Raw genomic sequence first — 13,372 nt, 5'->3', positions numbered from 1 at the left:
AGCGGGTGATGGGAATCGAACCCACGCTATTAGCTTGGAAGGCTAAAGTTCTACCATTGAACTACACCCGCGAAATAATAAAATCGGGATGACACGATTTGAACATGCGACCCCCTGGTCCCAAACCAGGTGCTCTACCAAGCTGAGCTACATCCCGTTATACTATACCGGCGAGAGGACTCGAACCTCCACGGTTTCCCACTCGATTTTGAGTCGAGCGCGTCTGCCATTCCGCCACGCCGGCATATGAAGTTATAAATGGCGCGCCCTGAGAGATTCGAACTCCCGGCCTTTTGATTCGTAGTCAAACGCTCTATCCAGCTGAGCTAAGGGCGCAAATATTGGAGCGGACGACGGGAATCGAACCCGCGACCCTCGCCTTGGCAAGGCGATGCTCTACCGCTGAGCCACGTCCGCTTATAAGGGATGCGCGTGGAGGGACTTGAACCCCCACGTCAAAGACGCTAGATCCTAAGTCTAGTGCGTCTGCCAATTCCGCCACACGCGCATGTATAAAAGTGAGTCATGAAGGGCTCGAACCTTCGACACCCTGATTAAAAGTCAGGTGCTCTACCAACTGAGCTAATGACTCATAGAAAAAATGGTGGAGGATGATGGATTCGAACCACCGAACCCGTACGGGAGCAGATTTACAGTCTGATGCGTTTGGCCACTTCGCTAATCCTCCAGGATTAAAAGGTGGCTCGGGACGGAATCGAACCGCCGACACGAGGATTTTCAGTCCTCTGCTCTACCGACTGAGCTACCGAGCCTTATTTAATTTTAAATAAATGGCGGAACCGACGGGATACTCTCACTTCGTTCGAGACTGCGAAGCTGATGCTCTCGAAGTGTATGCTCCGACGAACCCAAAAACGGATTCTCATCCCTGAAGCATAAACAAGATGGCGGAACCGACGGGATTCGAACCCGCGATCTCCTGCGTGACAGGCAGGCATGTTAGGCCAACTACACCACGGTTCCAGGCATTAATGGTGCCGGCGAGAGGACTTGAACCCCCAACCTACTGATTACAAGTCAGTTGCTCTACCAGTTGAGCTACACCGGCGTATATGGTGGAGGCTGAGGGGCTCGAACCCCCGACCCTCTGCTTGTAAGGCAGATGCTCTCCCAGCTGAGCTAAGCCTCCATATCTATATGACCCGTAGGGGATACTCTCACTTCGCTCGAGACTGCGTAGCAGTTGCTAACGATGATTATCCTCCGACGAACCTTTGGGATTCTCATCCCCTTGATGCTTTAAGAAATAAAGCTATGACCCGTAGGGGATTCGAACCCCTGTTACCTCCGTGAAAGGGAGGTGTCTTAACCCCTTGACCAACGGGCCTTAATGGCTCCCCGAACAGGACTCGAACCTGTGACAACTCGATTAACAGTCGAGTGCTCTACCAACTGAGCTATCAGGGAATGGTGGAGCCAAGCGGGATCGAACCGCTGACCTCCTGCTTGCAAGGCAGGCGCTCTCCCAGCTGAGCTATGGCCCCATGTTTTTTACCCCACAAAGTGAAGTCTAGCTTCGAGGTTAATCCCGATTACTTTCCGGGGACCCCGTAATCTTCATAACTTCATAAAACTTGTATGGTGGGCCCTGGTGGACTCGAACCACCGACCTCACCCTTATCAGAGGTGCGCTCTAACCAACTGAGCTAAGGGCCCTTATCAAAAACTCGAAAAAAAATACCCCAGTGGGGTTTCGCTTGGCAGCGTCCTACTCTCCCAGGACCCTTCGGTCCAAGTACCATCGGCGCTAGAGGGCTTAACGGTCGTGTTCGGGATGGGTACGTGTGGAACCCCTCCGCTATCGCCACCAAACGAGCATTTGTGGAACAAATGCGTTCAGAGATCATTCTCTGAAAACTAGATCCGAAACGAAATATGCGACTAGAACCTGCAATTTGGATAAGCCCTCGACCGATTAGTACTGGTCAGCTCCATGCATTACTGCACTTCCACCCCCAGCCTATCTACCTCGTCGTCTTCAAGGGGTCTTACATACTGGGAAATCTCATCTTGAGGGGGGCTTCACGCTTAGATGCTTTCAGCGCTTATCCCGTCCGTACATAGCTACCCAGCGGTGCTCCTGGCGGAACAACTGGTACACCAGCGGTACGTCCATCCCGGTCCTCTCGTACTAAGGACAGCTCCTCTCAAATTTCCTACGCCCACGACAGATAGGGACCGAACTGTCTCACGACGTTCTGAACCCAGCTCGCGTACCGCTTTAATGGGCGAACAGCCCAACCCTTGGGACCTACTTCAGCCCCAGGATGCGATGAGCCGACATCGAGGTGCCAAACCTCCCCGTCGATGTGGACTCTTGGGGGAGATAAGCCTGTTATCCCCAGGGTAGCTTTTATCCGTTGAGCGATGGCCCTTCCATGCGGTACCACCGGATCACTAAGCCCGACTTTCGTCCCTGCTCGACTTGTAGGTCTCGCAGTCAAGCTCCCTTATGCCTTTGCACTCTTCGAATGATTTCCAACCATTCTGAGGGAACCTTTGGGCGCCTCCGTTACTCTTTAGGAGGCGACCGCCCCAGTCAAACTGCCCACCTGACACTGTCCCCGTACCCGCTAAGGGCACCAGGTTAGAACCTAGATACGATCAGGGTGGTATCCCAACGGTGCCTCCACACAAGCTGGCGCTCATGCTTCAAAGGCTCCCACCTATCCTGTACAGATCGTACCCAAATTCAATATCAAGCTGCAGTAAAGCTCCATGGGGTCTTTCCGTCTTGTCGCGGGTAACCTGCATCTTCACAGGTATTAAAATTTCACCGGATCTCTCGTTGAGACAGCGCCCAAGTCGTTACGCCATTCGTGCGGGTCAGAATTTACCTGACAAGGAATTTCGCTACCTTAGGACCGTTATAGTTACGGCCGCCGTTTACTGGGGCTTCGGTTCACAGCTTCGGATTGCTCCTAACCGCTCCCCTTAACCTTCCAGCACCGGGCAGGCGTCAGCCCGTATACTTCGCCTTACGGCTTCGCACAGACCTGTGTTTTTGCTAAACAGTCGCTTGGGCCTTTTCACTGCGGCCCCCTCGTGCTATTCACACTACCGGGGCACCCCTTCTCCCGAAGTTACGGGGTCATTTTGCCGAGTTCCTTAACGAGAGTTCTTCCGCGCGCCTTAGAATTCTCTTCTCGCCTACCTGTGTCGGTTTGCGGTACGGGCACCTTCATCTGGCTAGAGGCTTTTCTTGGCAGTGTGAGATCATGACCTTCGCTACTGTAATTTTCACTCCCCATCACAGCTCAGCCTTATGGTTAGCGGATTTGCCTACTAACCAGCCTCACTGCTTGGACAGACATCCATCAGTCTGCGTCACTACCCTACTGCGTCCCCCCATCGCTCGTAACGATTTACGGTGGTACAGGAATTTCGACCTGTTGTCCTTCGACTACGCCTTTCGGCCTCGCCTTAGGTCCCGACTTACCCTGAGCGGACGAGCCTTCCTCAGGAACCCTTAGGCTTTCGGCGGATCAGATTCTCACTGATCTTTTCGTTACTCATACCGGCATTCTCACTTGTATAATGTCCAGCGCTCCTTACGGTACACCTTCAACCCTTATACAACGCTCCCCTACCCCTGATGCAAAGCATCAAGCCATAGCTTCGGTGGTGTGTTTAGCCCCGTTACATTTTCGGCGCAGAGTCACTCGACCAGTGAGCTATTACGCACTCTTTCAATGGTGGCTGCTTCTAAGCCAACATCCTGGTTGTCTGTGCAACTCCACATCCTTTCCCACTTAACACACACTTGGGGACCTTAGCTGATGGTCTGGGCTGTTTCCCTTTTGACAATGGATCTTAGCACTCACTGTCTGACTCCCGGAAGTAAGTCTATGGCATTCGGAGTTTGACTGAGCTTGGTAACCCTTGCGGGCCCCGCACCCAATCAGTGCTCTACCTCCACGACTCTGTTTTCCGAGGCTAGCCCTAAAGCTATTTCGGGGAGAACCAGCTATCTCCGAGTTCGATTGGAATTTCTCCGCTACCCCCACCTCATCCCCGCACTTTTCAACGTGCGTGGGTTCGGGCCTCCAGTGCGTGTTACCGCACCTTCACCCTGGACAGGGGTAGATCACCCGGTTTCGGGTCTACGTCCACGTACTAACTCGCCCTATTCAGACTCGCTTTCGCTGCGGCTCCGGCTCTTCACCTTAACCTTGCACGGGAACGTAACTCGCCGGTTCATTCTACAAAAGGCACGCCATCACCCCTAAAACGGGCTCTGACTTCTTGTAAGCACACGGTTTCAGGTTCTATTTCACTCCCCTTCCGGGGTGCTTTTCACCTTTCCCTCACGGTACTGCTTCACTATCGGTCGCTAGGAAGTATTTAGCCTTGGCAGATGGTCCTGCCGGATTCATACGGGGTTTCACGTGCCCCGCACTACTCGGGATCCGTCTCGGAGGGAACGGGCTTTTAATTACAGGGCTTTTACCTTCTTTGGCGGGCCTTTCCAGACCTCTTCGTTTAACCGGTTCCTTTGTAACTCCATGTGAGACGTCCCACAACCCCAGAGAGCAAGCTCTCTGGTTTGGGCTGTTCCGCGTTCGCTCGCCGCTACTGACGGAATCACTATTGTTTTCTCTTCCTCAAGGTACTTAGATGTTTCAGTTCCCCTGGTATGCCTCTACATAACCTATGTATTCAGTTATGAGTAACTGGATATTACCCCAGCTGGGTTTCCCCATTCGGACACCCCCGGATCAAAGCTTGCTTACAGCTCCCCGAGGCAGTTTCGTTGTTCGCCACGTCCTTCATCGGCTCCTAGCGCCTAGGCATCCTCCGTGTGCTCTTAGTAGCTTAACCAATTCGCTCGTGTTCGAGCTGTCTCTTCCTTTGGTTTGCTTGCGCAAATCCAAAAGTCGTTCCATTCGATCACTCGCTCATGCAGTTATTACTAATATTTGAAACTTGTTTAACACAAGTTCAGCTAAAAGGAATGTTCTAATTCGCATTTTTCGTTTCGATATCTAGTTTTCAAAGAACAAGCTCCATGCAAAAGCAAGCTGTTTTGAGAGTTTGAGCTCTCAAAACTGAGCAACGAGTGAGTACGTTTTGCTCTTCATTTCATCCACACATCAAGTGATGGACCGAAATGAATCGCTGTCACAGGTTCAATGAACCTGCTGATTTGAATGTTTCCACTCGGGAAACGATTCTCCATAGAAAGGAGGTGATCCAGCCGCACCTTCCGATACGGCTACCTTGTTACGACTTCACCCCAATCATCTATCCCACCTTCGGCGGCTGGCTCCTTGCGGTTACCCCACCGACTTCGGGTGTTATAAACTCTCGTGGTGTGACGGGCGGTGTGTACAAGACCCGGGAACGTATTCACCGCGGCATGCTGATCCGCGATTACTAGCAATTCCGACTTCATGCAGGCGAGTTGCAGCCTGCAATCCGAACTGAGACCGGCTTTTTAGGATTCGTTCCACCTCGCGGCTTCACTGCCCGTTGTACCGGCCATTGTAGTACGTGTGTAGCCCAGGTCATAAGGGGCATGATGATTTGACGTCATCCCCACCTTCCTCCGGTTTGTCACCGGCAGTCACCTTAGAGTGCCCACCCGAAGTGCTGGCAACTAAGATCAAGGGTTGCGCTCGTTGCGGGACTTAACCCAACATCTCACGACACGAGCTGACGACAACCATGCACCACCTGTCTCCTCTGTCCCGAAGGAAAGGTACATCTCTGTACCGGTCAGAGGGATGTCAAGACCTGGTAAGGTTCTTCGCGTTGCTTCGAATTAAACCACATACTCCACTGCTTGTGCGGGTCCCCGTCAATTCCTTTGAGTTTCAGTCTTGCGACCGTACTCCCCAGGCGGAATGCTTAATGTGTTAACTTCGGCACCAAGGGTATCGAAACCCCTAACACCTAGCATTCATCGTTTACGGCGTGGACTACCAGGGTATCTAATCCTGTTTGCTCCCCACGCTTTCGCGCCTCAGCGTCAGTTACAGCCCAGAGAGTCGCCTTCGCCACTGGTGTTCCTCCACATCTCTACGCATTTCACCGCTACACGTGGAATTCCACTCTCCTCTTCTGCACTCAAGTCACCCAGTTTCCAGTGCGATCCGGGGTTGAGCCCCGGGATTAAACACCAGACTTAAATGACCGCCTGCGCGCGCTTTACGCCCAATAATTCCGGACAACGCTTGCCCCCTACGTATTACCGCGGCTGCTGGCACGTAGTTAGCCGGGGCTTTCTTCTCAGGTACCGTCACTCCTTGAGCAGTTACTCTCAAGGACGTTCTTCCCTGGCAACAGAGCTTTACGATCCGAAAACCTTCATCACTCACGCGGCATTGCTCCGTCAGGCTTTCGCCCATTGCGGAAGATTCCCTACTGCTGCCTCCCGTAGGAGTCTGGGCCGTGTCTCAGTCCCAGTGTGGCCGATCACCCTCTCAGGTCGGCTACGCATCGTCGCCTTGGTGAGCCGTTACCTCACCAACTAGCTAATGCGCCGCAGGCCCATCCTCAAGTGACAGATTGCTCCGTCTTTCCAGCTTCCTTCAGGCGAAGAAAGCAAGTATTCGGTATTAGCTACCGTTTCCGGTAGTTGTCCCAAGCTTGAGGGCAGGTTGCCTACGTGTTACTCACCCGTCCGCCGCTAACCATCAGAGAAGCAAGCTTCTCTTCAAGTCCGCTCGACTTGCATGTATTAGGCATGCCGCCAGCGTTCGTCCTGAGCCAGGATCAAACTCTCCAATAAAGTATTGAAAAGAGCGATTAGCTCATTTTGAATCTGACGAGATTAAAAATCTCATTTGTGCTTCGAAATCATACAGTCAGATGACATGTACCGATTCCTCAGCGTCGATCTTACAAAGTAAGATCGTTACTCACTCGTTGTTCAGTTTTCAAAGATCAAACGTCATTTGCATCCGAGTGTTGTTCTCTTCAGCAACTTTTATATCTTATCATGTCCGAACCAATTTAGCAAGCACTTTTTTCAAGTTTCTTTCGAAGCTTTTCAGTTCGCTCACCGCACCGTGTTTCTCGTGTTTTCTTGGCCGGAGATATAATATATCATGCAGGAATATTAATTACTACATGTAAAATATCCCAATTAATTCTATGGAAAGATAAACGATTTACATATACATACTCACTATTATACTGGCAATCATCATTGAGCAAACTTCATCTAACCGATCCGACTTAGGTCAACACCAATCCATCCGTCTAGGTAGACAAGTCGAATAGCGTTGCTGTCTGTACAGGCAAGACTCCTTAGTCTCTATCTTGGAGGTGTTTCTGGTGTTGCTATTAAAAGCATTCTAGAGATCCTCTTAAACAACAATATGATATACAAACCATGCACTACTCTATCTCTTCTATAATAGTAGATGCCGATACTTTCACATCAGATTATGATAGCCCACTGCTTTCTTCCCTACTCGCCTCTGAATCTCCCCATTACAATCGTGTCGTAGTACTCCCCGTCCGCATGTCTGCGGTCCTTTTTCAACACACCTTCAATTGCAAAGCCCATTCTATGATATAACTCTATTGCTTTATCGTTTCTTTCTAACACATTCAGCGTCACTTTCTCCACACCGCTCATATCTGCCCAATGGAGTGACGACTCCAGCAGCTTATTTCCGATGCCATAACCCCAGTAATCTCGGGCAACACACACTCCAAACTCAACTTTATGTGAAAACCGCTTCAGATCTGACCCCTCACATCTTGCGTACCCAACTATCCCTTCCTGCACGGTAGCAACGAGAAACAGGTTCCGATCCTTCGCCGTATCCGAAAGAATAATCTCCCTGAATCGCGCTGCATCGATATAAGCTTCTCCCCGCTCTCGGTCCATGTTCTCCGTTTCCCCATCGATCTGTACACGAAGTGAAGATAATGACTCTGCATCCCTTTCTTCTGCGGATCTAATCGAGAAAGTCATTCCTTTTATGATAAACTCCTGTTTTTCAATCTTCATATATACCTCTCTCTTTTCCCCTTTAGGTTTCTACATTCCTATTACTCTTACTATTATTATTCCCTTATCCGAATTCGGATGGGCTTTTGCCCGTAAGCATTTTGAATACCTGGCTAAAATACGTCGCGTTCCGAAACCCCGTCATCTCACTAACCTCGTAGACCATATAGTGACCAGATTGCAGCAGCTCTATCGCCTTTTGGATCCGATATCCATTCAGATAACTTACGAAATTTTCTCCGGTTACCCTTTTGAACAATTGGCTCAGATATTTGGGATGTACAAAAAGTCCCTTGGCTATTGCTTCAAAGCTGATTTCGTCAGCATAATGCTGCTCCACATACTGTTTCACCTGATCCACCAGTTTATTGCTCTTTTTCTCTGTCATCTCTTTCCGTGTCTGCTCGATCCAGTCTCCAATAAATGCATCCATCCAGCATAGCAGATCCTGCAGTGAATATTTAGATTGAATATCTTTGAGAAACTCGCTCATAGCCAGTGGCGGGCGCAACATAGGATATTGTTTATTCCAACTATGAATTAAGGTATTGAAAAGACTTACGGCCACAACCTGTACATCCTGAAGGCCAGTACATTTGCCTACCTTAAACATCTGGTGGATTAGAAGCCATACCTCTTCGGCCAAATCGATCCGCATATCCGCCCATGACTCGTTCCATTGCCGTAGAAGCAAGGAATAATCATGTGCATTCGTTTTCACTTGATCAACCGAATTATAGGAATAGACACGGCTACCCCCCTGAAATTCTGCCATCTCAAGCGCTTCTCTGCTCTCCAGATAGGAATCCATTACCTCGCACAGATGGTCCTTGGGCGTTCCGATCCCAGCGCTCATCTCCATTTTGAGATACGTAAATACCTGCTCAATCATCCTTTCCACGAGGAAGTACATTTGTTCAAGCAGTTCTCCCCCGCCAAAAAGAAGCAGCACAAAAACCTGATCCGAATAATCCAGAACCTCAACCTGACTGTTAGGTATACGCCCCGTTTGTTCCTTGATCGTTTCCTGAATAATATCCGCCGCCCCGTAGCGGAGCAGCTGCCAGTCACGCTCTTTCATCCTTGTCAGAAATTCGGGGCGATTCAGCTGCAGACTAATGGCGCTTACCTGCGCAGACAAGGGGATGCCCAGGTAATCCATACGTTCACTCGGTAACTCACTGGCCTGATAGCGTGTGGTCAGGAGCTCGTGCAGTAACTGTTTGCGCAAGTAGGGGACTACCTTCCCAATCTCTTGCTTGTATGTCTGCTCTAGCCGCTCACGCCGCTCTCGAACCTCCTGTTCCAACAGAACTTCACGCAGCACGGACTCAATCTCTTCCACCTCCGCCGGTTTCAGCAGAAAATGATTCACTCCCCATCGCATGGCGGCCCGAGCATTCTCGAATTCGTCGTATCCACTTAAAATAATAATCGGCAGATGAGGATAATTGCGGCGAAGTGCCTGCGTTACCTCCAACCCTGTCATACCTGGCATATAAACATCGGTCATGACCAGATCCGGACGCAGCCGTTCGAATTGTTCAAGTGCATCGACGCCGTTGGAAGCTGTGCCTGCAATTCTCAGACCAAGGGAAGGCCACTCAATATGTTCGGTTAAAGCCTTAATCATATGTGGATCGTCATCTACAAGCATGATGGTTTTCAACTGTTTTCACCGTCCAGCTAGAGATTTAACTGCTCTTCCGTCTCAATACGCGGCAGTGAGATGGTCACTTCCACACCACCCAAACTACCTGTACATAATTGAACTCCATATCCTCTGCCACAATATAGCTGAATGCGCTGGTGTACATTCTTCACGCCGATACCACGTGAATCTTCCAGCCTCCACTCCGCTGGCAGGCCTTGACCATTATCCATAATCCGAATAACGACTCTGGATGGATCGTCATTCTCTTCCCTTATATCCACACGAATTCGAAGTGTCTCATCTTTTGGGTTTGCATGTATAACGGCATTTTCAATAAAGGGCTGCAAAATAATTTTGGGGATGTAACAGCTACGGACACGCGGATCTATCTGTTCTTCATAATCAATGGAGAAGGGCAACCTTTCGGCCTGGATGCTGACATAACAGCGGGCATGCTCCAATTCATCACGAATTTTAATGAACATTTTGCCTCCACTAAGTCCAATGCGTAAAAGTTTGCTGAGCTGAACAATCATGCGGCTAATGTCTTTGGCTTCATAATCAAGCGCACGCCAGTGGATCATATCCAGAGTATTGTAGAGAAAATGGGGTTTGATCTGTGCCTCCAGCAGACTTGTCTGTGCCTCCCGCTTGGCACGGCTCTCCTCTTTCACCTGATCCATCAATTCCGTCAGTTTTGAAGCCATATGATTGAAGCCATAAGCCAGATGAGCATACTCCTGGGTAAACGAGAGATGTACACGGGTGTCAAAATCCCCCTTCTCAAGCTGTCTCATTCGCTTAATCAGCTGACGAAGGGGCCGGATAATTCGCCGGACAAACAAATACGCGAATACGGCTGAACATAACAATCCGACCACCGCAATACCGAGCACCTGCCATCCGGCGTACCTGACAGGAGATAGCAGCGTATGTACCGGAATCGTCTGCACCAGACGCCACTGAAGTGTGGCGGGCTTGGAATACAGCACGAGCTGTGCACCACCGGCATCGCCAGATACCACCTCGAATCCATCTTCATTCTGCTGGGCATGCTCTTGAATCCATTCACTGTCCACGACCGGTAAAGTTCCCCGAGCAGCCGTGTCCACAGTCAGGAGTGAGTCGGTTACAGGTTCATGTTCATTACCATTGGGACTTGGTTCAGAGGCCATTACTGGATCCGTATCATCCATCCGCATAATGATATTCCCTGCAGTATCGACCAGCAGCACCTGTCCATCCAATACCATTGGCATGTCCGCAAATCGACGGACGATATCGGCGCGACTCAAACGGATCAGGACATAGGCCGCCGTATTGCCACGACTGTCGAAGATCCGCTGGGCATAGCCAACCAGGGAATGTCCTGATTCATTTTCCCGCAAAGGTACCCAAGCTGCATCTGCATGTTCCAGAGCTGTAAACCATGAATCCCCTGCAATCGTATCCACCGGAAAAATCCGATCAGCCATCGTGACGGTCACACCATTGAACGCATCCGTATACAATTCCACTGAGGTGATGCCTTCACTAACAACAAGCGTATGGTCCAGTATTTTGGCTAACTCCCGCCGCTGATGAATCTGTGTAAGTCTCCCTGTTCCTGCTGTTTCCAGCAAACTTGAGAGCTCCCTGTTGCTCGCGAGCGAGTAGGCAGTTCCCGTCACTCCAGTAATAAAATCAAAACCGCGCCGGGTGCTCTCGTTAAGGAGTGCCAGGCGTGCTTTGCTGATCTCGGTAAATGTTACGGTAGAGAAGGACTGATAGGCCAGCCAGACGATGCCGGATACGAGCAGCAGGTTAAACGCAATAAAGCAAGTCACCATCAACGTGGTGAGCTTGCTTTGCTGCAGTTTGTGATTGATAAACAGGGATAATCTTCGTTTCCCCATGAAATCAACTCGTTTCGTTTTGAAATTACCCTTTGAGCCCGGAGGTTGCAATTCCTTCCACGAAGTACTTTTGACACACCATAAATACGATGAAACAAGGCACGAGCGACAATACCGACATGGCAAACATCGGACCCCAATCCGATTGGGAACTGGAATCAAGGAACAAGCGCAGCCCCAGCGGCACCGTGTACTTGCTGACATCACTCAGATAGATCAGTTGACTGAAGAAATCATCCCATGTCCACAAGAAGGTAAAGATCATCGTGGTCACCAGCGCCGGAAAGGCCAGCGGGATAATGACCTTGGTGTAGATGCGTACAGGTCCACAGCCATCGATGGTTGCCGCCTCATCCAGCTCTTTGGGCAAACCACGGAAGAACTGAACCATCAGGAAAATAAAGAAGGCATCCGTGGCGAGCCACTTGGGCACCACCAGAGGCAAGTACGTATTCACCCATTCCAAATGGTTGAACAGGATGTATTGCGGAATCAGCGTCACATGATGTGGCAGCATGATTGTCATTAACATCAGGCCGAAGCAGGTGGCCTTGAAACGAAAATCCAGTCTGGCAAAGGCATACGCCGCCATCGAACAAGAGACCACATTACCGAGCACCGCACCCAGTGACAGGACAATGGAGTTGGTCAGGAAACGGGAGAACGGGTTACCCTGGATTCCCGTCCAGCCGTTCATGTAATTTTGAAAGTTCCATTCCTGCGGCCAAAACCACGTTTCCGTGAAGATCATATGTCCCGGCTTGAACGAACTACCCAGCATCCAGAGCACCGGATACAGCATGACGAAGGCAATGCCGGAAATCAAAACATGTTTCGCCACGACCCAGGCAGCAGAATTCCGTTGTCCAATCATGATTTTCCACCGTCCTCATAATGGACCCACAGCTTGCTGCTGCGGAATACCAGCAATGTAAACACTCCGATCAGGATCACCAGCACCCAGGCCATCGCGGAAGCATAACCCATCTGAAAGAAAGAGAATCCTTTCTTATATAGATACAGGGAATACATCAATGTTGAATTTACAGGACCGCCGCTGCCATTACTGATGACGAAGGCTTGTGTAAACGATTGAAAGGACGTAATTAATTGCATCACCAGATTGAAAAAGATAACCGGCGACAGAATCGGCAGCGTTATATTGAAGAAACGCCGGAACGGACCTGCACCATCTACCGCAGAAGCTTCATCATATTCCGGTGGAATCTGCTTCAGCCCTGCCAGGAAAATAATCATGGACGATCCGAACTGCCATACGGATAACAGCACGATGGAGTACAGCGCATATTTCGGATTAGCAACCCAATCCGGTGCCTTGATGCCCACCATGGCAAGCACGCCGTTGAGCAGGCCGTCACCACCCAGCATTTTGCGCCACAACATGGCAATGGCCACACTGCCTCCAAGCAAGGTTGGAATGTAGTATACAGTCCGGTAAAGGCCCAGTCCGCGAATCCCCTTGTTGAGCAGCATCGCGACAAGCAGAGCAAAGATCAACTTAATCGGAACAGACACAGCAACATACGTAAAGGTAACCTTCAGCGATTGGATAAACAGCTTATCCGATGTAAACATGGTTGTGTAGTTACCCAGACCAACCCAAGAAGGGGCGGCCAGGATACTGTAGTCCGTAAACGAAATATATAATGAAACTAGCATTGGGCCTAGGGTCAGAAACAATAAACCAATTAGCCATGGGGCAAGAAACAGAAGTGCTGCTCCACTATGGGCATATCTCCGTTTCACCCGCCGGGCTGTCACACGCTCGGTTCTGGCTTGACTGACCTGTGTTGTACTCATCTTCGCAACCTCCCC

The 13,372-nt window shown here is 50.2% G+C and carries 5 protein-coding genes, 16 tRNA genes and 3 rRNA genes; all 24 read right to left on the bottom strand.

What is annotated here, in order from left to right:
- The 24 genes from ABGV42_RS31825 to ABGV42_RS31710 all read right to left on the bottom strand — a co-directional run bounded on the left by ABGV42_RS31825 (position 1) and on the right by ABGV42_RS31710 (position 13,357).
- Positions 1 to 71 (bottom strand) — tRNA-Gly (locus ABGV42_RS31825).
- Positions 72 to 83: 12 nt separating this feature from the next.
- A tRNA-Pro gene (locus ABGV42_RS31820) sits at positions 84 to 157 on the bottom strand.
- A gap of 8 nt (positions 158 to 165) precedes the next feature.
- Positions 166 to 244: transfer RNA gene (locus tag ABGV42_RS31815), tRNA-Leu, on the bottom strand.
- A 15-nt stretch (positions 245 to 259) separates the two neighbouring features.
- Positions 260 to 336, bottom strand: a tRNA-Arg gene (locus tag ABGV42_RS31810).
- Between the two features lie 6 nt (positions 337 to 342).
- Positions 343 to 417, bottom strand: a tRNA-Gly gene (locus ABGV42_RS31805).
- Between the two features lie 10 nt (positions 418 to 427).
- Positions 428 to 508 (bottom strand) — tRNA-Leu (locus ABGV42_RS31800).
- Between the two features lie 11 nt (positions 509 to 519).
- Positions 520 to 592: transfer RNA gene (locus tag ABGV42_RS31795), tRNA-Lys, on the bottom strand.
- 10 nt (positions 593 to 602) lie between these two features.
- Positions 603 to 688 (bottom strand) — tRNA-Tyr (locus tag ABGV42_RS31790).
- 12 nt (positions 689 to 700) lie between these two features.
- Positions 701 to 773 (bottom strand) — tRNA-Phe (locus ABGV42_RS31785).
- Positions 774 to 906: 133 nt separating this feature from the next.
- Positions 907 to 984: transfer RNA gene (locus ABGV42_RS31780), tRNA-Asp, on the bottom strand.
- A 9-nt stretch (positions 985 to 993) separates the two neighbouring features.
- Positions 994 to 1,069: transfer RNA gene (locus ABGV42_RS31775), tRNA-Thr, on the bottom strand.
- A gap of 5 nt (positions 1,070 to 1,074) precedes the next feature.
- Positions 1,075 to 1,150 (bottom strand) — tRNA-Val (locus tag ABGV42_RS31770).
- Positions 1,151 to 1,276: 126 nt separating this feature from the next.
- A tRNA-Glu gene (locus tag ABGV42_RS31765) sits at positions 1,277 to 1,348 on the bottom strand.
- A gap of 4 nt (positions 1,349 to 1,352) precedes the next feature.
- Positions 1,353 to 1,428 (bottom strand) — tRNA-Asn (locus ABGV42_RS31760).
- A gap of 1 nt (position 1,429) precedes the next feature.
- Positions 1,430 to 1,505 (bottom strand) — tRNA-Ala (locus ABGV42_RS31755).
- 95 nt (positions 1,506 to 1,600) lie between these two features.
- A tRNA-Ile gene (locus ABGV42_RS31750) sits at positions 1,601 to 1,677 on the bottom strand.
- 39 nt (positions 1,678 to 1,716) lie between these two features.
- Positions 1,717 to 1,833 (bottom strand): 5S ribosomal RNA (rrf, locus tag ABGV42_RS31745).
- An 83-nt stretch (positions 1,834 to 1,916) separates the two neighbouring features.
- Positions 1,917 to 4,842 (bottom strand): 23S ribosomal RNA (locus ABGV42_RS31740).
- A 360-nt stretch (positions 4,843 to 5,202) separates the two neighbouring features.
- Positions 5,203 to 6,754 (bottom strand): 16S ribosomal RNA (locus ABGV42_RS31735).
- The 16S, 23S and 5S rRNA genes sit together here with 16 tRNA genes alongside, the layout of an rRNA operon.
- Before the next feature lie 684 nt (positions 6,755 to 7,438).
- Positions 7,439 to 7,987, bottom strand: coding sequence for a GNAT family N-acetyltransferase (locus ABGV42_RS31730; RefSeq protein WP_347385222.1), 549 nt, complete (start codon positions 7,985 to 7,987; stop codon positions 7,439 to 7,441).
- Between the two features lie 64 nt (positions 7,988 to 8,051).
- Positions 8,052 to 9,656 carry a response regulator gene (locus ABGV42_RS31725; protein WP_347385221.1) on the bottom strand — a complete coding sequence of 535 codons (1,605 nt, stop codon included), beginning with the start codon at positions 9,654 to 9,656 and terminating at the stop codon, positions 8,052 to 8,054.
- A 17-nt stretch (positions 9,657 to 9,673) separates the two neighbouring features.
- The gene (locus tag ABGV42_RS31720; protein WP_347385220.1) at positions 9,674 to 11,536 is read right to left on the bottom strand and encodes a cache domain-containing sensor histidine kinase; all 1,863 of its coding nucleotides are present in this window, start codon (positions 11,534 to 11,536) and stop codon (positions 9,674 to 9,676) included.
- A 25-nt stretch (positions 11,537 to 11,561) separates the two neighbouring features.
- A complete protein-coding gene (locus ABGV42_RS31715) occupies positions 11,562 to 12,410 on the bottom strand; it encodes a carbohydrate ABC transporter permease (protein WP_347385219.1) in 849 nt (282 codons plus the stop codon).
- Entirely contained in the window at positions 12,407 to 13,357 is a 951-nt protein-coding gene (locus ABGV42_RS31710; RefSeq protein ID WP_347385218.1) for a carbohydrate ABC transporter permease, read from the bottom strand. Before ABGV42_RS31710 ends, ABGV42_RS31715 begins: the two co-directional genes overlap by 4 nt.
- Positions 13,358 to 13,372: the final 15 nt, after the last annotated feature.

This window comes from Paenibacillus pabuli (genome assembly GCF_039831995.1).
Taxonomy (GTDB): domain Bacteria; phylum Bacillota; class Bacilli; order Paenibacillales; family Paenibacillaceae; genus Paenibacillus; species Paenibacillus pabuli_C.
Note: the sequence above shows the minus strand (reverse complement) of the source record. Positions and strands in the feature narration are given on the sequence as shown.

What these genes read in the sequence shown, in the direction of transcription:
- ABGV42_RS31715 (WP_347385219.1), bottom strand. Translation starts at nt 12,410, where the DNA reads ATGATTGGACAACGGAATTCTGCTGCCTGGGTCGTGGCGAAACATGTT.
- ABGV42_RS31730 (WP_347385222.1), bottom strand. Translation starts at nt 7,987, where the DNA reads ATGAAGATTGAAAAACAGGAGTTTATCATAAAAGGAATGACTTTCTCG.
- ABGV42_RS31710 (WP_347385218.1), bottom strand. Translation starts at nt 13,357, where the DNA reads ATGAGTACAACACAGGTCAGTCAAGCCAGAACCGAGCGTGTGACAGCC.
- ABGV42_RS31720 (WP_347385220.1), bottom strand. Translation starts at nt 11,536, where the DNA reads ATGGGGAAACGAAGATTATCCCTGTTTATCAATCACAAACTGCAGCAA.